The following is a 25378-nucleotide window of genomic DNA, read 5'->3' as shown; positions in this document are numbered from 1 at the left end:
TTCGTCAAATAAAACCTAACTGATGGAAGAAAACTGCTAATATACAGAGCGGACAGACAAACCTTACCACAAACAGATAGATACCCAGAAACGTGCCACGCAGCGTACCCCAATTCGTAAATTCGTCGACCACAATCTTCTTGGGAATATACCATCCTACGAATATGCAGGTGAAGAAAGCTCCCGTCGGCAGCATGATTTGGCCGGTAATAAAGTCACACCAATCCAGGAAACTCTTTCCAAAGAAGTGCAAACCGTCAATATCGCCCATCGAGAGCGAGCACGCTATGGTCAGCGTACAGCCGATGGCAGTCTGTATCCATGCCCCTTTGCGACGCGTAATGTGATATTCTTCGTAAAAATAGGCCGTACCAATCTCGTGCATGGAGATAGTAGAAGTGAGGGCAGCCAGCGACAGCATCGCATAGAACAAAATACCGATAACGTAGCCCAGCAGCGGTATTGCTCCGAAAGCCTGCTGGAACACTGAAGGCAACGTAATGAAGATAAGGGCCGGACCACTGTCGGGCTTCACGCCGACAGAGAAGGCTGCCGGGAATATCATAAGTCCGGCGAGGATGGCTATGAGCGTATCGAGCAGAGCTATCTGGCACGCCGACTTCGCCAGATTGGTCTGTCGACTGAAATAAGAAGCATAGGTACAGAGACAGGCTGTTCCCAATGAGAGCGAGAAGAAAGCCTGACCGAGGGCGTCGAGGAACACATTATGCGTGAGTTTGCTGAAATCGGGCTTGAAGAGAAACTTCACCCCCTCCATCGAACCAGGCAAAGTGCAAGCCGCCACGACGATAACGAACAACAAGACAAACAGCGTGGGCATCATCATATTGCTGGCTTTCTCAATGCCGTTGCGCACTCCTTTCACCACAATGGTGTGGGTTATCAAGATGAATGCCACCGCCCAGAGCGTTGGCCGAACAGGATTGGTGGAGAACTCATGGAAATATTTCACCACATACTGAGCGTCGCCGGATAGTTGGGCAGTGATGGCAGCATAGAGATATTGCAGACACCAACCAGCCACCACGGCATAGAAACCGAGAATAATTGTCGAGGTAAGAATGCCCAGCATACCCAATAGATGCCACGGCCGACCATTCCCCAGATTGCGATAGGCTCTCACGGCATTGGCCGAAGCGTGCCTGCCCACAATAAACTCACTGATGACACCGGGAATACCAAGCATCAGTACACAGGCTATATAGACCAGGATGAAGGCTGCACCGCCGTCCTGACCTGTCATATAGGGGAAACGCCAGATGTTGCCCAGCCCCACGGCCGAACCGGCTGTAGCCAGAATAATACCTAGCTTGGTCTTGAAATCACCTCTTTCCGCAGGCATCAATTAGAATATTTTCAGTTGATGAAGGAATACTGCCAGAATGGCCAACGGGCAGATATAGCGCACACAGAACAGATAAACGCCAAAGAAACGCGTACTCACCGTCCCCCAGTTGGTGAATTCATCGCGTACCAGCGTGCGCGGGACATACCATCCCACGAATATACAAGTAAAAAATCCGATGACAGGCAGGAATATCTGACCCGTCACAAAATCGAAGATATCGAACAGCGACATACCGCCTACCTTCAGGAAGTCTACTCCGCCCAGCGACAACGAGCACAGAATACCCACGATAATGGTGGCTATGGTCACGATGGTTGCTCCCTTCTTCCGACTGACACGCATCTCTTCAAAACAGAAAGCCGTACTCACCTCGTGCAGGGAGATAAGGCTTGTCAGCGCAGCCAACGACAACAGGGCATAGAAGAAGAGAGATACCACCCACCCCAAAGCAGGAATACCCACAAAAGCCTGGTTGAAGACATTGGGCAAGGTGATGAAAATAAGAGCCGGTCCACTGCCAGGATTCACACCCACGGAGAAAGCCGCAGGAAATATCATGAGTCCGGCCAGAATGGCCACGAGCGTATCTACCCCCGCCACCTGCACCGACGAACGCAGCAGATTGGTCTGTCGGCTAAAGTAAGAAGCATAGGTACAGATACAGCCCATACCGATGCTGAGCGAGTAGAACGACTGTCCCAGAGCACCGAGAAACACATTTTGGTCTACTTTGGAGAAGTCAGGATTGAGCAAATAGTTAATTCCCTTATTGCCATCCGGCAACAGACAAGCAGCCACGACAATAACTATCAGCAGGATAAACAACACGGGCATGAAGAGCTTCGAAGTCTTTTCGATGCCTCCACGCACACCATGTATAATAACGGCATGAGTCATAAGAAGGATGGCGACAGTCCAGAAGACAGGTCGGACGGGCGATTGCTCAAAATCCGAGAAATACTGTGCCACCATCGTTGGATCTCCTTTCAGTTCGCCCATCACAGAGGCATAGATATATTGTAGACACCATCCCGACACCACGGCATAATAACCCGTAATCAGGAATCCCGTGATGACACCCATATAGCCGACCAGTCGCCACGGCGTACCGTTTCCCAGCTTCGTATAAGCACGCGCCATATTCGACGCACTGTGCCTGCCAATGATGAATTCCGAAACCATACAGGGAATGCCGAGCAACAAGATACAGCCCAGATAAATGATGATAAAAGCCGCCCCACCATTCTCTCCGGTCATATAGGGAAAGCGCCATACGTTACCCAATCCCACTGCCGAACCTGCCGTAGCAAGGATAACGCCCAGCTTACTTCCAAAATTCACTCTTTCTTCAGACATGTTTGTGTTTCCATTAAATATATTGCAAATTTAATCATAATATCTGAATTTAGTAACAATCTGCTACAGTTTTATTGATTCTTTACAACACAATTCCCTAAAAGCACACTCATAACATGAAAAAATTAACATGTGTAATCTTTTGTATCAGGAAAAAGGAAGAAAGAAAACAACAGTTCAAAGAATGCTTTGAGAAGTTAGGATATACATTGCAAGGAAAGTAAAATAAGGACTTCTCTTATTTTATTTTTCGGCAATAAAGTAAAATAACAAATATTTTATTGTATCTTTGTATCAAAAAGAGATAATATGATAGAAATTGAAAAATTTGAGTCTGGTCATTACGAACAAGGATATGGCTATAAATATTTTGTTCCATCTTTTATCAACGACGAATGGATGTGGAATGACCCATCAATCAATCATTTGCTAGAAAAGGCTGCTGTCAAACTAGGTGAACTGAATTCTTTTTCACGGTTAGTTCCTAATATCGATCTCTTTATACAGTTGCACGTTATAAAAGAGGCAGTAGATTCAAGCCGAATCGAAGGTACGCAAACAAGAATTGACGAGGCTATTCTTCCCAAAAGCGAAATTCTTCCAGAAAGGAGAGATGACTGGCAAGAAGTACAAAATTATATCATTGCCATTAATCAGGCAATAGAAGAACTGAAGAGACTCCCTATTTCGTCAAGGCTCATCAAATCTACTCACAAAATATTATTGAATAGTGTACGTGGTGAACACAAAATGCCAGGAGAGATTCGGACAAGCCAGAATTGGATAGGAGGTGCTTCCTTAGCAGATGCCCGATATATTCCCCCTCATCACCAACTGCTTGACGAATTAATGAGCGACCTAGAGAAATTTATGAATAATGACGCTATACATGTTCCTGCACTTATTCGGATTGCAATAGCACATTATCAATTCGAGACCATTCACCCCTTTCTTGACGGCAATGGCCGAATTGGACGATTGCTTATTACGCTGTTTTTGGTAAAAGAAAACATTCTCAACAGGCCTCTCCTATATCTCTCCACCTTTTTTGAGAGAAAGAAAGATATTTATTACGATAATCTTAATAACATTCGTATAAAGAACGACATGTTACAATGGGTGAAATATTTTTTGGTTGGTGTTGAACAAACTGCAACGATAGCTGTAGAAACCCTTTCACAAATTATCCGGTTCAAGGATGAGATGGAAGAGGACATACGTAGAAGATATGGAAGAAGGAGCACAACAGCCATTGTATTGATGCACAAGCTACTGGAAAATCCCTATACAAATGTCGAGGATGCAGCAAAAGCTTGCAACGTAACATACAAATCTGCCAATATACTCATTAAAGATTTATGTACTGATAACTATCTTAAAGAATTGACAGGACAAAGTCGGAATCGTATCTTCGTGTTCCAAAAATATATGGACATATTCGAAAAAGATTATTACGCATAACAGCATACAAATATTTAGATTAATATATCAGAGAGGTAAAGGTTTATAATCAAAAAAGAGTCCCCTTATAATTTAATTGTATCACCATCAGCGGACAGTAATAATAAAAAGAAAGGTTTCCTTCATCCATTTTACTGCAAGGCCTCGGCACAACTGCTGCAAGGGCCGAACAGTAATGCTGCCAAGGCCCGGCAGCAATGCTGTTGAGCCTTGGCAGTAAATCAAGGGAAAAGATTGCTCTACCGTTTTTGAATGGGCGAGTCGTCAGTTTCCGTATTATTACTCCACGAACAAGGCGCTGTCGGGGATGAGAGTTTCCTCTATATCGCGACTGGCATAGCCCACCTCCAACGTCTGCCCCATGTAATCTTCAAAATAGGGAATTCGGATTTCATGGTAACCGGTTTCGAGGGCCACCTTGCCTTCGGCTCGCCGGGCACTGTGACCACCATCGTTGTCTACCACCAACCGACCGTCTATAAACAGTTGCGAACCGTCGTCGCTATAGGTATAGAACTTATATACGCCGCGTTTGTCTATCTTGATGAAGGCACGATATTCGAAAGCGAAATGGTCGGGAGTCCGGGCCGGCGCAATAGAAAAGTTGGTCAGCGTACCCGTCTTCACTTTCTTCATACCGGCTATCTGTGCTATCTTCTTGCATCTGCCTTCATAGTAGGTGTACGCCACGCCCTGCCGACGCGGCTTGATGTTCTTGCCAGGCAAGAATTGCAATGTGCTCTCGTCGCGCGATGTGATGGCTGAAGGATAGTAGAACGTGTTTTCTCGCTTGCCGGCAACGCTAATCCAGGTATCGAACTTGCGTTTGCCTTCGTAGAGCTGAATGATTCTACCGCCACGGGGCAGTTTGCCATAAGCGTCGAGTCCGCTCACTCGCCCGTAGGCCAAGGCAATGGTGCTGTACGTATCTATCAAGTCGTTGCCGTGATCGTGGCCCGTAAACACGCCCATCACGTCGCCCTGCTCGGCGAAAGCATTGAACATACCGCTGTTCAACTTGGCTGAAGCCACGCCTTCGTCTTCATAATGCCCCAAGTAAGTACCTGCTGCAATCATGTCCTTATACTCTACTAACGGGATATGGAAAAATGCCAGTGCAGGCAGTGGATTACCGACATGCTCGCGCGCAAACCGCTGACTTTGCTCACGATACCATTTTATCTGGTCGAAGTGAATCCAATCATAATGCCCAAATTCCTTCACAGGCTGATAATCGTTGGAATCCAGACAATAGAGCAGAGCCTCCACGCCCTGCCGACCATGCACGGGAATGACACAGTTGCCATATCCGAAGACATCGGCATCGCCGCGCTTGCCCACATAGTAAGGCGAGGCCAGCAACATATTGTAGATGGAATCCTTAGCCATCACCTCGGCATCGTGATTGCCCATCATCACGACAAACGGCAAACGGACACGCTCGAAGACGGCAATCACAGATTTCCAGCCTTGCACACCGGGTTTCTCGGTTACCACATCGCCTGTCAACATCGCCATATCGGGTTTCTCAGCAGCTATCACGGCATCGATGGCAGCAATGGTCTTCGGACAGTTGGGCGAACTCTCGTCCCAATGAATATCGGTGAACTGTGCTATTTTGAACGTTCCGTCGTGGAATGCCAGACGCTGCTGTGCATGGACAGCCGTGGCAAAAAACAATAAGATGAATACTAATTTCCGTAACATAAGACATTGGTTATAAGGTAGAAGCCCCCAGCAGATTACTGCTTTTCAGGGTAGAAAAATGTATCTCGACACGCTCGGCCACATGCGGATAGGGGAAACCATCGCGCATCGAAGCAAGCATGGCGCATCTGAAATGAGGAGCTGAAGCCGCTATTCCTCCGCCAATGACAATAGCCTGTGGGTCGTAGGTGTAGAGGATGGCCTGCAAGAGCTTGCCCAGATGATGCCCAAACATCTCCCATGCCTGCTTGGCCTCGGTGTCGCCGCGCTCTGCACGCTGCGCTAACTCATGGCCCGTCAGCCCCATCTGCCTGAAAAGCCAGCTGCTGCAATACTGCTCGTAGGTGGCATCCAGATAAGGCAGACAGCCTATCTCGCCAGCGCCGGTGTTGTGGCCACGGTACAAATGGCCACCGATAAAGATGCCGGCTCCCACACCTGTACCCAGCGTAATGCCTACAAAATGGTCGTAGGCCGCCGCTGCACCGAAATACTTCTCGCCCAATACATAGCAATTCACGTCGTTGTCTACCGAAACAGGGATGTGATAACGTGCTTCCATCAGTGCTTTCAGGTGTACTTCGCGCCACGACGGAATGTTCTGGACGTCGAATACAGTCCCCGACTGGTAGTCGACCACCGAAGGGACACCCACACCGATGCGCTCCACCGTATCATCAATGATGGCATCTGCAAGCCCGAATATCTGGTCGAGCACCTCCTGCTCCGTTCCATCGGCCTTGCATTCGACCGACTGCTGTGCAGAAATAATGCCACTGGTTATACGGGCTGCACGAATATTCGTACCGCCCAAATCTATTGCGATTGTTGACATGAGTTTAACGATTTACCGGTGCTGTCATGCGAAGAACAGGCTGTTCGAGAGCCACATGCCCCTCACTATCCTCTATACGATAATTCTTCAACGTGACTTGATTTCCTTTGATGTTCAACAACAAGAACGATGACTGTCCATCGCCGTCTTTCCAACCATTGTTGACCTGGAAGATGGGTGTCTTACGATAATAGCGCAGGGTGGCAGCATGGGCATGACCTACGAAGAAGCCAGCCAGATTGTACTGGCCGAGCAGGGTTATCAGGCGGTCGCGATTGGCCTCGTCCCACCACGTCAGTCCGTCGTCGTCGAACCCATAGTGCTGCATGAATACCACCGGTTCGCCATGCGAAGCATACGTGCGCAGGTCGTTTTCGAGCCATTCCATATTGCTCCGGCAGTAAGAAGTCTCGCCGGCACTGAGCTGGCTGTTCACGAAATGCACATGACCCAGATTAAACGAATAGCTGAGACTTGACGTATCGAGGTTCAGTATCTGCTTCTGCTGCAACTTACGATGGAGTATCGAATCCATATAATTAATGTTGATTTCATTGCCCGAACGGTCGTCGTAAGGTCTGCCCTTGGCCGGTGCTACGTCGTGATTGCCCAGTGTGGGGTACACATCGTAGTGGATAGTGCGCTCGCCCGGTCCTTTCTCGTAGCGCTGACGGAACAAGTGGAGTATGTCGGGATGCACCTTGTCGCACAAATCGCCCAGCAACAGCACGCCGTCTATATGTTTTTGCTGTGCGCCCAGACGGTTCATGGCCAGCACATTGACATACTGGTCGGTCTCAGGAGGCATATCGAAATGCAGGTCGGAAGCGATGATGACAGTACACTCATCGCCCTTCGAGGCGGCATGCGCCATATTTACGGTCATGGCCAGGGCCATGATAAAAAATGGTATCTTCATTGGTTCAGAATTTATTAGTACCTGCCTTCACCTCGTAAGCAGCTTTACGGCCATTGCCCCAAAGCACCGTGAGCGCGAAAGGCGAAGTAGATTGAATGGTAATCTTAGGTTTGTCGGCCGTCGACGAGCGACGGGCCACACTGATATCCACACTGCCTTTATCGCCGAACGGATAGCGCGAAATGCCGTAACCATCGGTCAGTGTGACGTCGAGAGTCATCTGCCGCTCCACGGCGTTAGTATGAATACCGAATATATACTCCAACAGATAAGAGATGGGTGGCAGCCCCGTCCAGCCCACAAAGTCTTTGCGGGCCATGAATCCCGGTTCGGCAGCCTCAGGAGCATAGTATTCCCAGAACGTTCCGGTCTTCTCGAAGACCTTCAACACATTGTCGTAGTGGTTGCGGGCAATGCTCCGCGCTAAGTCCTGATAGCCCTTGTCCCACAGTCCGCTGACCACCATATAGTTGGTTCCCGGCCACACGCCACCTTCCCAATAGCGCCCATTGGTGCGGTACTTGGGATTGTCGGCAGCCAGGGATGGTACGCGATGAGGTCGATTAAACTTGGCTGTGTCCTGTAAATGGGCCACGAGAGCATCGAGCCGCGGCTTCGGTAACACATCGGTATGCAACGCCCAATAGGCATAGATGCCCTGCGTAGTACTCAGACTGTCATTGTCGTACTGGTCGTAGAGAAACCGGTCGCGCTCGCTCCACATATTCTTGTTGATATAAGCCGTGAGCTTCTTGATGTCGTCTTCAAAGTCTTCTATCTCCTGCCAACGCTCCAGATAGAAGCCCATCTTGAGCAAGATGTTGGCCATCATAATCTGTTGCAGGCAGGCGTCGAGCCATATCATGTGGCCGTTGCTGTAGATGGTGTTGTAGCCTTCGGGTACACGCGGCATGTTGTCCATGCCCGTTCCCCACCCACTCGACCAGTACATGCCGTTGCGCCAGGTGCGGTTGAGCTTCAGCCATTTATAATATGCCGCCAAGGCCGGGAACACCTTGTTCAGTCGGTTGTCATCGCCTGTATGCTGATAGTACATCCATTCGGACCACGGCAGGATGTTAGGGCCAGTACTGGTGGGGTCGTACCGACTGAAACAGTCGCTTCCGTCGGCACGTATCTCGCGGCAGATGAAACCGTCGGGATGCTGCTTGGCATAGAAGTTATCGAGCGTGCTCTGGAATGGGAAGAAGTTGCGACCATAGCGACAGAACATCGTGATAAAGGCATCGTCCCACATGAAGATGTTCCCATTGTAGGCCGGACCGATATAGCTGGTTACGAAACCGGAGTCGTCGAGCGGTTGCGAGATGTTCGAGATACCTATCTGCCACGCCTTCCAATACATTTCTATCTCCTTGGCATGCCCCTCCCAATGCGGACTGGGCAAGACACGGCGCGCCTGCTCGAAGCTGCCGGGCTTCGTACGCACCATCTTGGCGGTGCGGAAACTGTTCTCGGCCACCAATGTCTGCATGATATAAGTGTTCTTATAAGGCAGCTTGTAGAGGGGCGAACCCGACGGTATCAGGTTTTGTGCGCCCACATAGAGATTGCATTGCAGCAATGTGGCTGTTATGATTGTAAATTTTCTCATTCCAAACTGGCTGTTAGAGATTCATAAGTTTCTTGATTTTCCAAAAAATGTCGGCATTCTCCATGAAACCGGAGAAATTCTCCGAACCCGGACCAAAGGCATAGACAGGCACCATAACGCCCGAATGGCTCTTCGTAGAGAAGTTGCACACAATCTTGCCCTGCGCCAAATCGCCATCCAAGAGGGTGAGTCCGCCGGTCTCGTGGTCGGCCGTTACGACGACGAGTGTCTCGCCGTCCTGTGCAGCCCACTGCATGACGCGGCCGATAGTGCGGTCGAAGTCGTGGGTTTCCTTCATCAGCATGTCGAGCTGATTGAAGTGTCCGTAGTCGTCGAGCTGCGACCCTTCGACCATCATAAAGAACCCTTTCTTATTCCGGCTCATCAGTTCCATGCCCTTCAGCGATGCCCGTGCCAACAAATCGCCACGCTCATCGGGCAACGGCGTGTCTACATCGTAAGGAACGGCAAACACCTTACCACCGTTCCACCGCTGCAAATCGTCCCACGAACGGGAGATATGATAGCCCTTCTGTTGCAGTTCGTCGAAGATGTTGCGGCCGTCGTCGCGATGTTCGAAGAATTTTGCACCACCGCCGAACACATAGTCTACATCAACATTGGCATAGTCGGCCGTAATATCCTGCTCTTTATCGCGGTCTATGTTGTGGCAGAGGAAGTCGGCAGGAGTGGCATCCCACAGCCTGCACGTAACGGCAATACCCGTTGCCAATCCCTTCTTCTTGGCCAGTGTGCAGAGAGATTCCAACGGCCGACCGGCAGGATCTACACCCACGGCATGGTAACTGGTCTTATGACCGGTGGCAAGTGCCGTTCCACCGGCACCCGAATCGGTAATCAGCCGATTGGTACAATAGGTCTTGGAAAGACCTGTGTACTGTGCATTCTCCAACCATAGATGCCCGCGATTGGCCGTCCACGCTGAATAGATGTGCATGAGGCTCATGCCATCGCCTATCATCAGAATGACGTTCTTCACCTTCTTGCCCTTCGGCGGAGTGATGCGCTCTACCTGATAAGGACGGTCCAAGACGTAGGTTTGCGTGGTCTGCGCCATAACAACTGCCGACAACAGCAGCATTAGAACGAATGTAATATTTCTCTTCATACCATATCTTATTATAATACACAAATGGAGACAGAACCAGTGGTTCCGTCTCCATCCTATCAAGTTTATTCTACACTTGCTTCGATAGACAAGTGATAAGCATTACTACCGCCGGTAGACTTCATCTCTGTCTCGCGCAGCACCCATGATTTAGGAGCTATCATGAACAGAGAGTAATCGTTTGACTCGTCTTTGACAACCGGTGTATAGGCATAGCCGGATATAGAACCGGCAACAGCCTTCAACTTCTCTACAGCACTTGTCTTCACCGTACCGACGATAACTGCTTGGTGAGTATTGTCTGATAACGTCTTGAAGGCATCAGTCGCAGCAGATATTTGGGCTTCACTGCTGAATCTGGTAGTCGCGAACGGTACTTCTATATTGACAGGAGTCTCGACATTCGACTTGGCCAATATAGGTACAAGCTGAATATAGCAATCGTCTGTTACCTTATAACTTTCAGCCGAATTAAGCTTATGATTAAACAAAATCGTGCTACCCTCAATATTCATATCGCCGAAACGATTGAAAGCAAACGTGCTGAAACGGTTCACGGCAAGCATTAATTCCGTGGAATAGTTCCTCGCAAAGTCTGCCCATTTAAAGTATTCCACATCGGTGCGGTCGACAACAGCTATCGAAAATTCTTTCGTGGTATTTAAATAATCAGCAATAGCAGGAATATTATTAGCCATCTCGTCTTTCAAATCGGTGACGAAATACACGTCTATGGTCTTATTTTTATTCCATCCCTTATCGGTTTCCGTGATATTGTCTGTCTCTGGAATGACACCCCAATCTTCTTTGATACACGAAGACAACAGCATACAAGCCAGGCAGAACGCAATAGAAATATACTTGTTTTTCATATTCTTCTTACTTTATTTAAGTGAAACAACAGAGAGAACAGGACAGTGATCAGAAAGTTCAAGACTTCCCTGATAATTGTCGAGCACACGGCATTCGCTCATCTTCCAATGATTTTTAGAACCGAGGATGAAGTCGATTTTGGCATGATGATAGAACGACCCCTCATCGCTGTCCAAGCGATCGTATGCGGTGAGCAGTTTGTTGATAACAGCCGAACCGGGTCCCATATTCATATCGCCGCAAAGGATAGTAGGAATGGTAGCACTCTTCACCTTATCCGTAATGAGGACTTCAGCCTGTTCGAGCTGTCCGCCCACATGGTCGAGATGAGAACAAGCCACACGTATTATCTTGCCTGAAGGCAATAAGATGTCGGCTGTCACTACCCCACGCTGGTCGGCAGAGCCTGTCGGGCGAGGCAACTGCATAGCTTGTACCGCCATGATGGGGTATCGGCTCAAAATGGCATTGCCATACAGTTCGTTAGTACTGTAGCGGAATTGCTCTTCAGGCAGCTTACCATCTTTATTGGAGAGATTGTACGAATAGCCAAAAACATTGAACATATTCAATTTTTGGGCCAATTCTGCCACCAAATCCCTGTATTTCCCATTCTTCTGCTGGCGAGAACTCCTATTCTCGACCTCGTTCAGACAGATAATATCAGGCGTTTCGGCTTTCAGTTTTTCTGCATAGGGCTGTATATCAAAGTTGGGTTCGAACGACCTGATGTTGAACGTCATAATTCTGAGTTGGTCTTGCCCCATCATAGACAGGGGAAGAGCAAACAACAAAACAGCTGCTGAGATTATATTTCTTAATTTCATTTGCTTCTTCATTTTAGATTAATAACCTTGATTCTGAGTAAGATTCTTACTCTTGTTCACTTCGGCTGAAGGTATGGGGAACACCTGATTCTTCACGGGGTCAAACACGCGGGTCTCCCAGATTTCCACTACTTTACGACTGGTAATCTTCGTTCCGTCGGTTTCGGTTCTTAAACCGTGTAGTGGTTTGGCATAAACAGCTTTTGCATCACCCCATCTTACCAAGTCCAAATGGCGGCTGGGCTGGAACTCAAATGCCAACTCGCAACGACGTTCGTTCTTCAACTGTTCTTTTGTCGCACCACTGTTGGCCGGTAATCCGGCACGCTGACGAATTTGATTCAACAAACTCTTAGCCTCGGCATTACCTTCGCCCTTGGACCAAATCAGGGCCTCAGCCTTCATTAAGAGTACGTCGGCATAGCGCATCAGCACTGTTCCTAAAGTATTACTTGCATTATTACCATTGGGATTCAGTGTTTTGCCAATGCAATCGGCATCCTCAAAAGGGGACATAAACTTGCGGAATGTCATACCGGACTGGCTTGAAATCTTCGACGGATTAACACCGAAATGAATATCATGACCTATGAACGTAATGTGCTGTCCTGGAGATAAGATTGTGGCATCGCGACGAACATCTCCATTTTCATACGCATTGTAGAGTTCCATTGTAGGCTGGAAGTAGCCCCACGTATTATAATGACCCCATCCGCCATTCTCAAACGACATGCCATGAAATTTCGGGCCCTCTGTAGCATTGCCAAGTAATGAGAATATGTATTCCGAGCTGAAGTTGTTTTCGGGGCGGAACAACTTTGTAAAATCGGGATACAAGGCACGTTTGTCAGCACCTGTAAGTCCCATTACCTTATCACAAAACTCTATTACCGTGTCATAATACTTAGGATTCCACTGGGCAGCATAGAGGGCAGCACGCGCAGCATAGGCCCATGCAGCAGCCTTATGAGGACGCCCGTAATCGTCGTCTGCCAACTGAGAAAAAGCAGGTAACAATTCGCCGGCTTCTCTCATATCCTCGATAATCATATCATAGTTGGCCAATACTGATGCCGGACGTGGCTGATCTATTTCTGCCGTAGGTGTAGTTTCGGTCACAATAGGCAATCCACCGTTAGGTCCGTTGTCTCCATAGAAAGGAGTTATCCAAAGATAAGCAAACGCACGATAGAAATGAGCTTGCCCTATGGCTCTATTCTTTACCTCACTGGAGATGCTCATACCAGGCACATTACGCAACACATCGTTGGTCTTTGCAATGAGCTGATACATTGCCGGCCAATTATCTTTGGCGTCTCGGCCATTCGAAGCAGACATCTGGAAATTCTTAATCTGGCGAGCTTCTGCCTGGTTACGACCTGTAACCATATTGTCGCTACAGTTTTCAAACCACATCAGACCACGGCCGGTTACACCTTCTTCAAAAGTAAATGCGTGGAAAGCATCCAACGATTTCTGCACGTCGGCTTCTGTCTTCCAGAAGTTTACAGACCCCTGAAGTCCATAGGGATCATGCTCCAGAAAATCATTACAGCTACTCATGCAAGTCACAGCCATAGCCGTCAGGATAATATTCTTAATTTTCAAAGTATTCATCTTATTATATATTAAAGGTATTTTTAGAAACCAAAGTTCAAACCAAAGGTAAGAGTACGCGCTACAGGATATGTTCCACCGTCCAAACCGAAGTTACCTACTTCAGGGTCGATACCTGTATAGTCGGTCGCTGTGAACAAGTTTTCTGCATTTATGTATAGACGCAAGGTAGAATTGCCTAGTCCGATGCTTCTTAACCAAGCCTGTGGCAAGGTGTAACCCAGGGTGACATTCTTCAAACGCAAATAGCTGCCATTCTCCAAATAGAAATCAGAAGGATTAGTAAAGTTACCGTTGCTATCGTCAACCAATGCCAGACGAGGGATGCCGGAATTCTTGTTGTAGTCCCAAGCATTGAGTATATCGGCCAACATATTTCCTCCCTGCTGGCGTCCGGTCAGTGTCATCTGCTTGAAAGCATTGTAGATGGTAGACTTACCTACACCCTGGAATTGGAAGCTGAAATCCAATCCTTTGTAAGCTACATTACCGCCGAAAGCAAACGTTATCTTTGGCATATAGCTGCCCATATACTGATTATCATCGGAATTGATTTGTCCATCTTGGTTGAAGTCGACATATTTCAAATCGCCGGGTTTGGCATTTGGCTGAACCAATCTGGTAAGACCGGTTTTCGGATCCGTCCATTTGTAGCTGTTAATCTCTTCCTGCGATTGGAAGATACCTTCTGTCTTCAATACATAATATGAATACCAAGCATGGCCGACAGTAGATCTCAACGGACGCTGACTGTTTACCACGACATCGTGTTCCAATGTTTCGCGCGAACCTAAGCTCAGCACTTCATTGTGGACGGTAGAAAGATTGGCATTCAAACCGAATGACACATCACCCAACTTCTTGTTATACGCCAAGCCGAATTCCCAACCTCTGTTTACCACATCGCCGATGTTTCCATAAGGTTCTATCTCTATACCAGATACAGAAGCCACAGGCACGCGCTCTATCAGGTCCTTAGTGCGCTTGTTATAGTAATCTACCGTAAGCGTCAGCTCATTATTGAACATACCTAAATCCATACCGATGCCCCATTGCTCGGTGGTCTCCCACTTCAGGTTTTTCGTACCGATAGACTTGGCATAAGTACCATATACTTCCTTATTCAGATTTTTACCATAGATGGCTGCATAATCTGTATTACCCATCGGTACGTTCCATGAATAGCGAGGAACCAATGCCACATTACCTACCTGACCCCAGCTGGCACGCAATTTCAGCATGTTGACAGTTGATTTCAATGGTGCAAAGAAAGGTTCAGAAGAAATCTTCCATGAACCCGACACAGCGGGGAAGATACCGGAATTATTATCTTTATAGAGTTTTGAAGAAGCATCACGGCGCAAGCTGGCTGTTGCAAAATAGCGGTCGTTCCAAGAGTAACCTACTCTGCCGAACATAGAAATGAGCGACTCTTCCCAAATTTCTTCCGTAGGTTTATACTTCGACCAATCGCCTGCTTGTCCGAGCGTAGAAGAGTGGCGGTCTTCAAGGTCGTAGCCTGATGTATATACGCCATACATCTTATACTTGTCATACTTCATCGTGTATCCGGCCATGGCACTAACGTGGTGTTCGCCAAATACCTGAGCATAGGTTGCAGTCGTTTCCCACAACCAGTTATACTGATTGGAATGCTCGATATTGTGTTTATTCTCGTCAGAAGGATTTCCCGGTTCCGGCACTTTATGAACAAATTCGTCAAACTCGTTAGACATAATACCTGCTGTAAATTGTGATTTCAGTGTCAAAGCAGCAAGTGGCTTCACTTCTATCGTAGAGGTAGAATAGAGCTTGTGTGAGGGGCGTTTTTGGTCCAAGCGCTGCAACAAGGCCACGGGATTTCTGAATTCTCCGTACCCACTGATACCTTCGGCAGCTGCCCAACGTGGCAAAGTACCATGATACAAGGCTTTTCCATACTTATCCAGCATGATATTCCCCTCTTTGTCATAGTCATAAACAGTAGCTGAGCGTGGGAAGAAGATAGCATTTGCCAAAGCTCCTTCGTGTCCGGTATTGACATTACCTTGCCCGTCAGAGAACTGATAAGTTACCTGTTCGCTTAACTTCACAGCCTTAGACAACTGGAAGTCTATATTGGCTTTTCCACCAAACTTGCGTGCAAATGTATTCTGCAGAACACCTTTGTCTCTGTCAAAATTGAAAGAAGTAAATGCTTTCAGATTTTCGCTACCGCCCGATAGAGACAACGCGTAATGCTCCAAATAGCCGGGACGGAAAATGGCATCAACCCAGTCGGTACGCGTCACGGCACCGTAAGGATACTTCGTAGCGTCGGCTGTCAGTGGCAATGAGCCTCCATACAACCTCACAGCGTCGCTCCACACCTGATTATATTGCTCCGACGTCAAAGTAGACGGGGTATTCATAGCCGACTTAAATCCCTTTGAGACATTCAAGTTGACTCTTATCTTTCCGGCTTTGGCTTGCTTTGTGGTGATTACAACTACACCGCCCGAACCTACACTGGCGCCATAGATAGCAGCCGATGCAGCGTCTTTCAAGATAGTAATAGTCTCGATATCTTCTACATTATAAGGAGCACCAGGTACACCATCAACAACATAGAGCACACCATCGCCACTATTATAACTGTCGTCAGTACCGCGCGAACCACGTCCACGAATAGATAATGAAGACTCTGACAATGGGTCGCCACCATTATTCTGTACCATGACACCCGGCATCTGACCTTGCAGCATGGAGGCAATGTTGGCCGGACGACTCTTCATAGACTGGTCCAGCTTCACAGAAGACACAGCTGTAGAGAGGTCTTGCTTACGCTGACTGCCATAACCTATCACGACGATTTCGTTCAGCGAGTGGTCGTCGTCCCTCAGAATAATATTCAGATTATCAGAATTTGCTTTTACTGTCTGTGTAACAAAGCCGATAGAAGAAATTTTTAATTCACTGTTACGTGCTGCCTGTAACTGGAACTTACCATCTATATCTGTTACAGTGCCTCCACTCTTACCCACAACCACGACGGTTGCACCAATAATGGGTTCTCCTTTTGAGTCTTGTACTGTTCCCTTGATGATGCCTGTATTCTGTTGCACAATACCGGTGGCAGCGGTGGAACTGTGAGCCATGGCAGTCACAGGAGTGACAAGAGCCAAAGTCGACAAGGCAGCTATTCCAAATAGCTTGCACTTGCAATCATAAACCGAATTCATCTTTTTCATTCATTTAAGATCTGTAGTTAATTATATGTTCTTTAATACAAAGGTAAACGTATCTGATAGATTTCCTTTTCAGGTTAGAGTCGTTTCAAGTCTTCTTCATGGAATTGTAAATGGTTTGAAAGAATTTAATTAGCACTTCGGGGTCTGTTGCCCTTCGAACGGCCAAAATTCTTATTGGGTTTGCTGCTCATCTCAAATTCCAACATTCCGCCTTTCATGATATCCTGATACGTGATAAAAGCCTTGGTATAAGGTTTACCGTTCAGTTTCACACTCTTGATATACACATGGCGGTCGCTGTTGTTGCGAGCAACGACCGTAAACATCTTCCCACCAGGCAACGTAACAGCAGCACGCTTAAACTCAGGACTGCCAAATACATATACACCGTTAGACGGGTTGACCTGATAGAAACCTAAAGCCGACATCACGTGCCACGCCGACATCTGTCCGCAATCCTCGTTTCCGCATAGTCCGTCGGGCTTAGAGGTATAGAATTGCTTCTGTAACATGCGTACACAGGCAGCCGTCTTCCACTGCGCACCGGCATAAGCATATAAATAAGGAATATGGTGATTGGGTTCATTGCCGTGTGCATATTGCCCTACAAGTCCCGAAACATCGGGAGCTGCCGTAGCACCCAAGTCTCCTTCGGCCACAAAGAGTGAATCCAAATTCTCCACGAAAGCATCATCTCCACCATGCAGAGCCACCAGTCCATCAGGATTCTGTGGTATCATAAAGGTATATTGCCACCCATTCCCCTCGGTGAAATCGCCCACATTACCATGATGCTCGGCTGAGAAAGGGTCGTAAGGTTCGTACCAACTGCCATCAGCCATCTTCGGATGAATCTTGTTGATGCGCTTATCCCAATAGTGTTCGTAGGCATGGCCTCGACGAATATAGGTATGATAATCATCCATACATCCCATTTTCTTGGCCATGAGTGCGATACCCCAGTCATCGGCAGCATATTCCAGTGAGATGGAAGTGGCTTCCTGTAGTGAGTCAGCAGGTATGTAACCATACTTCATAAGCAACGGTATACCGTTCTGCAAGGGATTGGTGGATGTCCCTATCATCGCATCCAAAGCACGATGGGCGTCAAAACCACCGATACCTTTCAGGTAAGCATCGGCTATAATAGGTACCGAGCTATAGCCAGGCATACAGTTTGTCTCGCCCGAATGAAGCGGCCAAATAGGCAATTTCCCATTTTGGTCGTAGATACTGAGCATCGAATTGACCATGTCTGGCACTCTACCTGGCTTAATAATCGTAAAGAGCGGATGTAAGGTGCGATAGGTATCCCACGTAGAGAAAATGGTGTAGTTGAGAAAGTTGTTACCCGTCATCACTTTATCGCCAATACCCCGGAAGTCTCCATTCACATCGCAATAGAGGTTGGGGGCTATCATCATATGGTACATGGCTGTATAGAAGATGGTCTTCTGTTCCGGCGTACCATCTATGTCGATGCAGGCAAGCTCACGATTCCATTTATCCACAGCTGCCCGATGCACTCTGTCGAAGTCCCACGCAGGTGCTTCGGTTTCCATATTCATACGTGCATTCATGCAACTGACAGATGAAAGAGCTACCTTCATATTCACTTCGCGCACATCGTCGGCAAACGTTATGACGCCTTTCACCCCTTGTGTCTGCAACTCGTCAGCACATACAAACTTGTCACCTTCGTACAATCGCAGTGTACGAATAGGTTTATCGGTCTTCAGATAGAAGAAAGTTTTGTGCAAGGGAGACCACCCTTTCACAAACCGATAGCCTTCGAGTGTATAGTCGTCTACCTTTCTAAGATAAGATTCGTATACTCGGCTGTCTATATCGTTGACCAAATCTACCAACACGCGAGGCGTCCCTGACTCTTTATATATATAATGGTGCAGTCCCACACGCTCGGTTGCAGTAAGCTCCACATTCACACCATTATCCATATTCACGGCATAATAGCCCGGTGATACGCACTCGTTGCGATGCTTGAAGTACGAAGCCACCGAACCAACAATATCATCTTGCTCGCCACGCCGGGTACGCTCAGTCCCTACATAGGGCATCAGACTCACGTCGCCAAGGTCCGAACAGCCTGTACCGCTTAGATGGTTGTGGCTGAATCCGATAATGATGCTGTCGCTGTAATGATAACCCGACACCCAGTCCCATCCTTTATAGATATTCATCGGACCTAGCTGAACAGCACCGAAAGGCACATTTGCCCCCACAAACACATGTCCATGACCGTCAGACCCTATCAACGGATCTACGTATTTGGTATAATCTGAAGTATGAGCCGCTGTCATACCCATGGGAATCAACAGCAGAGCCACTATTAGCAAATGGTATATTTTTTTCGTCATATTAGGTTATCTTCGTAAAGGTTTAGCAGATGTCTAATTGCAAATATAGCAAGCTTCTACAATATAGAAGTTACGCTTTTGCGTATTTTAATATATATTTTGCGCACAACATCAATTACCTATGCCGATTACGATACTCAGACGGTGTGCATCCCTTCATCTTCTTAAACAAGCTCATCAAACTGCCATAGCTGCCTACATCCATTGTCGAAGCCAACTCTTTGATAGGCGTGTCGCTTTCTTCCAGCATACGGGCGAAGAAATCAATGCGCTTGACCATGATATAATTGTAGATAGACTGTCCTGTCACTTGTTTGAACTTTATCTCAAGCAAACGTCGAGACAGGGGAAGCTCTTTCAACAAATCACTTACCGTCAGCTGCTTACAGATATTACGATGTATCAGTTTGAGGGCCTTGAACACATAAGGATCATCAGTAGCAAATAGATTGGTAGAATTGCGACTCACAATGGTCTGCGGTTGTATCATTACATCATGAAGAGGAGTCTCAGGATTTTTCAGATGCTCGGCTATCAGGCGTGCTGTTTCATATCCGCCACCTGCAATATCCAGATTTATGCTCGATAACGTAGGGTCCGACAGCTCACATATCACCTCATCATTGTCGACACCCATCACTGCTATGTCGCCCGGAATAGAGATGCCTATCGACTTACATGCCTCTTCTATCTTGTTACCTTGATTATCGTCACAACAAAAAAGAGCCGTACGTGGCGGCAGTGACTTCAGCCATTCGGCCAGACTCGAAGAGTCGTAATACCACAGTGTCTCCAATATCTGCTTCTTGTAGGTATAGAAATTGTCGGCAAAACCAGCTTCCTCAATACATCGGAAATATCCTTCGCATCGCTCATCGCTCCACACCGTATCCTCATATCCACAGAAAGCAAAGTGACGAAAGCCCTTACTCAGGAAGTAACGTGCCACCATCCTCCCCGTTTCGATATAGTTACTTGTGATATTAGGTATCTGCGTAAACCGCCGTTTATAATCCTGCGCCACGGCCAAAATACCATTTTTAGCAAATAGCTCCACATCGTCGTCATGATTGAATTGGCCCACAATGGCGTCAGCCTTCCAATTCAACGCCCAGTCCACCACGCCCTGAATACCATTTTTCTCCTTGTACGATGGCGGCATACGGCAGACAACCCAAGCATCGTGTGACAACTTTTTTGCATAACGCAAGATGCCTTGTAACAACCTATGGGAGAAACCTTCGGTAAAATCAGTCAACAGTATCAGACGTATCATAAATTAAAATGGTGATTTACAAAGTTATATTTTTTCCATGAAAAAGTCAAATATGCAACTATTTCTTTCCACCTATCACGACATATCAGACTTAAAAAAGAAAACACGGAATCGATTGATGTCGTCCCGTGCTTCTGTATGCTCAGTTAAATAATATAGTCAATCACTAAGTGATTTTTGCAAAGATATATATTTTTTCTTATTTGCACAATCCTCATTTATGAGTAGAAACAGAAATCGTGTACTGAAAATACTCAGCACACGATTTTTTTGACTATTAAATAGCAAGGTTATTCCCAACCTGGATTTTGCTTTAAGTTCCTATTCTTGTAGAGTTCAGAATTGGCAAAGGGATAGAAATACATCTTCTCCTTGATGTCATAAGTGGTAAGAGGCAGACGCTCATAGCTGAGTTTGCCGTTGACATCTTTCTTTATTTCCACTTTATAGATGCTCTTCATCTCGTCGAGAGCCTTCCAGCGACGCAAGTCCCAGAAGCGCTGTCCCTCGAATGCGAACTCCACTCTGCGCTCATTGCGTAGGCGTTTCAGGAATTCATCCTTCTTCATGCCCGGAGGGAAATTAGGCATCTTGACTCCCGGACGCTGGCGAACCATGTTCACAGCCTCGCAAGCCGAGAGGGTAAAGCCTGCCGGAGTAACGTCAGGACCATAAGCTGTAGCAGCAGCTTCAGCATAGTTGAGCAGTATCTCGGCATAGCGCATCACTACCCAGTTATGGTCAAAGCTGTTGGTGGTCTCTCCGGCTTCAAATGTTACCTTGTTATTCACGTACTTACGCAGGTAGTAGCCCGTAGTCGTGGCATTGAGAAGCGGTTGGCCGTTAGCTCCACCTATAAAGGTTTCTACCTCCTTCTTAGCCGGCCACTTGTCGCCGTTGCAGACGATTGTCATCTTCATACGCGGATCTCGCCCCTTGTAAGGATTGGCCGCATGTGCAGGATTCTTCCAATCGAAGACAGTACCATTGGTCATCTCGTAAGCATCCACAAGGTTTTCCGTGGGACAGGTATTACCCTTCCCCTTGTTCACACCGATGGGGAAGTTGCCCGACTCGAACGACGTACTCTTGCCACCAGGCACACACATGATGATTTCGCTGCTCTGATTGTTGGTCGCACCAAACAGGTTATCATATTTACTATCCAGCTCGTAGCCTAATTCAGCGGATTTTTCAATGACATCGTAAGCCGCCTTGGCAGCTGCTTCCCAACGTTTTGTATCGTTCTTGGCATTGAAAAGAGGGCTTGCCAGATAGAGGGCTGCACGCGACTTGATGGCCAACGCCGTGCCTTTTCCTACACGCTGCATGTTGGCAGCAGCTCCCGGAAGCGTCGTAACCTGAACAGGTAGCTTCTCGGCAACAGCCGTACACTCGTCGATAACAAACTGCAATACACTCTCGGCATTGGTCGGTGCTACGGTAGAAGCCTCTTCCGCACTCATTGTCTTGGTTACAAGCGGCACATTACCGTAACGCTTGACCAATTCAAAATAGTAGAAAGCACGCAGCAATCTCACCTCGTGTTCGTAGTTCAGATAACTGGTATAGGTATCTTGGAAGCCATCTGAGTTTTTCCAATCATCGAATGTCAGTCCCAGACAGTTTTCCAGATAGAAGTTGGCATCGTGTATTGCCATGTAGTAATCGGCAAACACGTCATCAACAGTGCGGTTGGCCGACCACGAACCATCGACAAATCGCTGCACCGTTGCAGTGGGATATACGTGAACGGCATCGTCGGTAGCAGCATCTTGCATAGCTCCCGAAATACCCGAAAGCCCATTGGGCAGATAGGTATATACCTGCGTACAGAGCTGATACACACGTGATGGGTCGTAAAGAATTTCCTCTTTATCGTAGTAGGTCGACTCGCTTGTATCGAGAAAGTCGCAACCTGTAAGCACTGTGGCAAAGAACAAGCCTGCCGCCAGTGTAGGGATATATCTTTTTTTCATAGTCCTCATAATCGTTAGAATGTTAAGTTGAAACCGATGGCATAGCGAGTCATCGATGGATGTCCCGTACCGATATTCTCCGGATCCATCACTTTCAGACGGTCGATACTGAACAAATCGTAGCCACGAACATAGACTTTAGCACCGTGAACATAGCGCAGAGGCTTCAGCTGGCGGGCATTGAACTGATAGTACAGCTCCAGTGTACGCAGCTTGAAGAACGAAGCGTCCTGTACCCACAGCGAGTTGGTCGCATAGTTGTTGCTCGAACCCGTAGAGGTGAGACGTGGATACTTGCCCATCGGATTGTCGGCTGTCCAACGATTGTTATAGTATTCATTCGATACAGTGCGGTTATTAAACAGCGGAAAATAGACGCTGGGCGTATTCATGAGCATGCTTCTGTTGGCAATACCCTGGAACAGGGCGAACAGACCAAATCCCTTGTACTCCAGGTTTAAGTCGGCAGAGTAGTAGATGTCAGGGAAATTGCTGTAGCCTATGGCTGTCTGGTCGTACGCATCAATCACCTTGTCGCCATTGAGGTCTTTGTATTTCAAGTCGCCGGGACGCACCTCAGACAATGTCTGCTTGATACCACGGTTGTCTATCTCGTCCTGATTCTGATAGATACCTTCCACTACGTATCCGAAAAGCTGTCCTATGCGGCCATTGGTACGATAGAGATAGTCGTAAGGACGATACTCTTCGTTCTGCTCTACAATCTTGTTGCGAGTGAAGCTGAATGTTCCGCCAATAGAATACTTGAAATCATGGTCATTATCGGTCCAGTGAATATCGGTCTCGATACCCTTGTTGTCGACAATACCCGCATTCACCTTAGAGATAGGACTACCGAAGATGGAAGACACCTTGCCGTTGGCAGCAACCAGAATATCGGTGCGGTGATCGTAGAACAGGTCGAGGGTGACTGCCAGATGACGGAAAGCACGCAGGTCGAATCCAACATTCCACTTGTGAGATTTCTCATAAGTAAGATCTGTCATACCCACCTGTGTCAGCTTCAAACCTCCGTCACTCTTCGGAGTCTTGCCGAAGAAGAAGCTTCCACCATTACCATACATATCTATATAGAGGTCGTTGTTGAAGTCGGCTGCACCTGCAACACCATAGCTTGCACGCAGTTTCAAGAGGTCGATAGCCGTATCTTTCATGAAGTTCTCTTCCGAAACAACCCATGCTGCACCCACTGACGGGAAGATACCCCAACGATGTCCCGGAGCAAGGATGCTGGAAGCCGAACCACTCAACGACAAGTCGGCTATGTAACGCTGCTTGTACGAGTAATGTACTTGGCCCACGGCATCGATGAAAGCATAAGAAGTATTCTGCCCCTTAGCCGTCAGTTTATCCATAGAATACTGCACCGTACTCTTCAAATCGTGGTCGCCCCAGCTACGATTCAGCTGTGCAAAAGCTCCGATATAGAAGTGGTTGCGCGACGAACCTACCGAATGGCTGAAATTGAGAGCTGCCTCGTTGCGCAGATTGGTGTACGAGAAAGTCTTGTCGGTCCAATTATACTCAGTCTGCTCGTATCCATAGTTGCGTGTGTTGCCGTCCCAATAAGACGCCATATTGTCCAATCCTACGTGTGCTCCCACCGACAGTCCGGGCAAAAGCGCGTCGAGTCGATGCACGATATTCATGTCGGCATAGAGATTACGCTGCTGTGCACGCGCATAACCCATACCCGAAATCATGGCTATAGGGTTTGTTCCGATGTCCTTCGTACCTGCCCATATATTTTTCTCGTTACGGATGGGGAACGCACCTGAAGGTACGTTGTACAACGCACCGAACAAGTCGCCGATGTTAGCTCCGGGGCGATTGTGTTCTGAGAAAGCTCCGAAAAGATTCAACTGCACGTCGGTATTATGGCCCAAGCGAACATCCAGATTGCTACGTACATTCAGATTAGAGAATTTGAACTGCGTAGAATAGCCGTCATTGTCGTTCACCGGCTTCAAGATACCATTGTCATTGAGGTAGTTCAACTGTGTGAAATACTTCACGAACGAACTTCCTCCGCTCACAGAGAATGTGGCATTGTGACCATTACTATAGTCGCGCAGCGCCTCGCCCCACCAGTCTACATTGGGATACATGCCCGGCACACTCCCGTTTTGGAATGCAGAAAGCTCATCGTCGTTGTATCTCGGTGTGAGTCCATCGTTTATTCTGGCCTCATTCAGAGCTTTGGCATAGGTATAACCGTCGACCAATTTCGGTGTACGGAAAGGCTTTGCCATATTAAACTCATACGAGAAATTGATGACAGGTTTCCCCGTAGCACCGCGTTTGGTCTTCACCAATACCACACCGTTAGCTCCACGCATGCCGTAGAGTGCTGTCGATGGTGCGTCTTTGAGAACGGTTATCGACTCTATCTCGTCGACAGAGAGCTGTCCGGGATCGCGTTCAAAACCGTCAATCAGCAACAACGGTGTGTTGGAATTAAGCGTACTGCGCCCCCGAACGTTCAGTCCGGCCGAGGTTTGCCATGATGTTCCCTGGTTTTGCATCACCTGGAAACCGGGTATCAGTCCATAGAATCCATCACGAGGATTGATGCCTTTGCGATGAGAGAGCATCTCCTTGGTAGTAAAGGCAGTCGATGTGGTCGACTCTTTCAGTCCGAATGAGACATTACGTCCGTACTCGATGGCGTATGAATCCTTGCTACGATGCAGACTATCAGTCTGTGCCTGAGCCTGCAAGGGAAGGGATAACGGCAGGACTATCAAACCTGCCAGATATGTTTTGAATGTCATATTACAATTCGT

General features: G+C 47.5%; 16 protein-coding genes. 1 reads left to right on the top strand and 15 read right to left on the bottom strand.

Annotation, left to right across the window (positions count from 1 at the left end):
• Positions 1 to 4 precede the first annotated feature (4 nt).
• Entirely contained in the window at positions 5 to 1363 is a 1359-nt protein-coding gene (locus ACZ42L_RS09385; protein ID WP_464715936.1) for a sodium-dependent transporter, read from the bottom strand.
• Positions 1364 to 1366: 3 nt separating this feature from the next.
• Positions 1367 to 2725: a sodium-dependent transporter gene (locus ACZ42L_RS09380; protein ID WP_464715935.1), complete on the bottom strand. Its 1359-nt coding sequence runs from the start codon at positions 2723 to 2725 to the stop codon at positions 1367 to 1369.
• Positions 2726 to 3034: 309 nt separating this feature from the next.
• Between ACZ42L_RS09380 and ACZ42L_RS09375 the strand changes: the two genes are divergently transcribed.
• On the top strand, positions 3035 to 4186 hold the full coding sequence (locus ACZ42L_RS09375; RefSeq protein WP_464702553.1) for a Fic family protein: 1152 nt from the start codon (positions 3035 to 3037) through the stop codon (positions 4184 to 4186).
• Between the two features lie 279 nt (positions 4187 to 4465).
• On the opposite strand, the gene ACZ42L_RS09370 is transcribed toward ACZ42L_RS09375, so the two are convergent.
• The 13 genes from ACZ42L_RS09370 to ACZ42L_RS09310 all read right to left on the bottom strand — a co-directional run bounded on the left by ACZ42L_RS09370 (position 4466) and on the right by ACZ42L_RS09310 (position 25366).
• Positions 4466 to 5893, bottom strand: coding sequence for a PA14 domain-containing metallophosphoesterase (locus tag ACZ42L_RS09370; RefSeq protein ID WP_464715934.1), 1428 nt, complete (start codon positions 5891 to 5893; stop codon positions 4466 to 4468).
• Between the two features lie 10 nt (positions 5894 to 5903).
• Positions 5904 to 6728: an ROK family protein gene (locus ACZ42L_RS09365; RefSeq protein WP_464715933.1), complete on the bottom strand. Its 825-nt coding sequence runs from the start codon at positions 6726 to 6728 to the stop codon at positions 5904 to 5906.
• A 4-nt stretch (positions 6729 to 6732) separates the two neighbouring features.
• Positions 6733 to 7647 carry a metallophosphoesterase gene (locus tag ACZ42L_RS09360; protein ID WP_464715932.1) on the bottom strand — a complete coding sequence of 305 codons (915 nt, stop codon included), beginning with the start codon at positions 7645 to 7647 and terminating at the stop codon, positions 6733 to 6735.
• Positions 7648 to 7651: 4 nt separating this feature from the next.
• Entirely contained in the window at positions 7652 to 9262 is a 1611-nt protein-coding gene (locus ACZ42L_RS09355) for an MGH1-like glycoside hydrolase domain-containing protein (protein WP_464715931.1), read from the bottom strand.
• Between the two features lie 13 nt (positions 9263 to 9275).
• Positions 9276 to 10364, bottom strand: a complete 1089-nt coding sequence (locus ACZ42L_RS09350) for an alkaline phosphatase (protein ID WP_464701677.1) — start codon at positions 10362 to 10364, stop codon at positions 9276 to 9278.
• A 92-nt stretch (positions 10365 to 10456) separates the two neighbouring features.
• Entirely contained in the window at positions 10457 to 11263 is an 807-nt protein-coding gene (locus tag ACZ42L_RS09345; RefSeq protein ID WP_464698579.1) for a hypothetical protein, read from the bottom strand.
• Positions 11264 to 11275: 12 nt separating this feature from the next.
• Positions 11276 to 12091 (bottom strand): endonuclease/exonuclease/phosphatase family protein, encoded by an 816-nt coding sequence (locus ACZ42L_RS09340; RefSeq protein WP_464698577.1) that lies wholly within the window; start codon positions 12089 to 12091, stop codon positions 11276 to 11278.
• Positions 12092 to 12109: 18 nt separating this feature from the next.
• Entirely contained in the window at positions 12110 to 13708 is a 1599-nt protein-coding gene (locus ACZ42L_RS09335; RefSeq protein WP_464715930.1) for a RagB/SusD family nutrient uptake outer membrane protein, read from the bottom strand.
• A gap of 23 nt (positions 13709 to 13731) precedes the next feature.
• Entirely contained in the window at positions 13732 to 16938 is a 3207-nt protein-coding gene (locus ACZ42L_RS09330; protein WP_464715929.1) for a SusC/RagA family TonB-linked outer membrane protein, read from the bottom strand.
• Between the two features lie 125 nt (positions 16939 to 17063).
• Positions 17064 to 19316: a GH92 family glycosyl hydrolase gene (locus ACZ42L_RS09325; protein ID WP_464715928.1), complete on the bottom strand. Its 2253-nt coding sequence runs from the start codon at positions 19314 to 19316 to the stop codon at positions 17064 to 17066.
• 115 nt (positions 19317 to 19431) lie between these two features.
• Positions 19432 to 20592 (bottom strand): DNA-binding transcriptional regulator, encoded by a 1161-nt coding sequence (locus ACZ42L_RS09320; RefSeq protein WP_464715927.1) that lies wholly within the window; start codon positions 20590 to 20592, stop codon positions 19432 to 19434.
• A gap of 290 nt (positions 20593 to 20882) precedes the next feature.
• The gene (locus tag ACZ42L_RS09315; protein ID WP_464705924.1) at positions 20883 to 22571 is read right to left on the bottom strand and encodes a RagB/SusD family nutrient uptake outer membrane protein; all 1689 of its coding nucleotides are present in this window, start codon (positions 22569 to 22571) and stop codon (positions 20883 to 20885) included.
• Between the two features lie 14 nt (positions 22572 to 22585).
• Complete coding sequence (locus ACZ42L_RS09310; protein ID WP_464715926.1) at positions 22586 to 25366, bottom strand: SusC/RagA family TonB-linked outer membrane protein; 2781 nt, start codon at positions 25364 to 25366, stop codon at positions 22586 to 22588.
• Between the last annotated feature and the right edge of the window lie 12 nt (positions 25367 to 25378).

Source organism: Prevotella mikamonis (genome assembly GCF_055381405.1).
The sequence above is the reverse complement of the archived record's forward strand: the minus strand, read 5'-3'. Positions and strand labels throughout refer to the sequence as shown.

Excerpts from the sequence above, each read along its gene's own strand:
- ACZ42L_RS09385 (WP_464715936.1), bottom strand. The coding sequence starts at position 1,363 with ATGCCTGCGGAAAGAGGTGATTTCAAGACCAAGCTAGGTATTATTCTG.
- ACZ42L_RS09380 (WP_464715935.1), bottom strand. The coding sequence starts at position 2,725 with ATGTCTGAAGAAAGAGTGAATTTTGGAAGTAAGCTGGGCGTTATCCTT.
- ACZ42L_RS09375 (WP_464702553.1), top strand. The coding sequence starts at position 3,035 with ATGATAGAAATTGAAAAATTTGAGTCTGGTCATTACGAACAAGGATAT.
- ACZ42L_RS09370 (WP_464715934.1), bottom strand. The coding sequence starts at position 5,893 with ATGTTACGGAAATTAGTATTCATCTTATTGTTTTTTGCCACGGCTGTC.
- ACZ42L_RS09365 (WP_464715933.1), bottom strand. The coding sequence starts at position 6,728 with ATGTCAACAATCGCAATAGATTTGGGCGGTACGAATATTCGTGCAGCC.
- ACZ42L_RS09360 (WP_464715932.1), bottom strand. The coding sequence starts at position 7,647 with ATGAAGATACCATTTTTTATCATGGCCCTGGCCATGACCGTAAATATG.
- ACZ42L_RS09355 (WP_464715931.1), bottom strand. The coding sequence starts at position 9,262 with ATGAGAAAATTTACAATCATAACAGCCACATTGCTGCAATGCAATCTC.
- ACZ42L_RS09350 (WP_464701677.1), bottom strand. The coding sequence starts at position 10,364 with ATGCTGCTGTTGTCGGCAGTTGTTATGGCGCAGACCACGCAAACCTAC.
- ACZ42L_RS09345 (WP_464698579.1), bottom strand. The coding sequence starts at position 11,263 with ATGAAAAACAAGTATATTTCTATTGCGTTCTGCCTGGCTTGTATGCTG.
- ACZ42L_RS09340 (WP_464698577.1), bottom strand. The coding sequence starts at position 12,091 with ATGAAATTAAGAAATATAATCTCAGCAGCTGTTTTGTTGTTTGCTCTT.
- ACZ42L_RS09335 (WP_464715930.1), bottom strand. The coding sequence starts at position 13,708 with ATGAATACTTTGAAAATTAAGAATATTATCCTGACGGCTATGGCTGTG.
- ACZ42L_RS09330 (WP_464715929.1), bottom strand. The coding sequence starts at position 16,938 with ATGAAAAAGATGAATTCGGTTTATGATTGCAAGTGCAAGCTATTTGGA.
- ACZ42L_RS09325 (WP_464715928.1), bottom strand. The coding sequence starts at position 19,316 with ATGACGAAAAAAATATACCATTTGCTAATAGTGGCTCTGCTGTTGATT.
- ACZ42L_RS09320 (WP_464715927.1), bottom strand. The coding sequence starts at position 20,592 with ATGATACGTCTGATACTGTTGACTGATTTTACCGAAGGTTTCTCCCAT.
- ACZ42L_RS09315 (WP_464705924.1), bottom strand. The coding sequence starts at position 22,571 with ATGAAAAAAAGATATATCCCTACACTGGCGGCAGGCTTGTTCTTTGCC.
- ACZ42L_RS09310 (WP_464715926.1), bottom strand. The coding sequence starts at position 25,366 with ATGACATTCAAAACATATCTGGCAGGTTTGATAGTCCTGCCGTTATCC.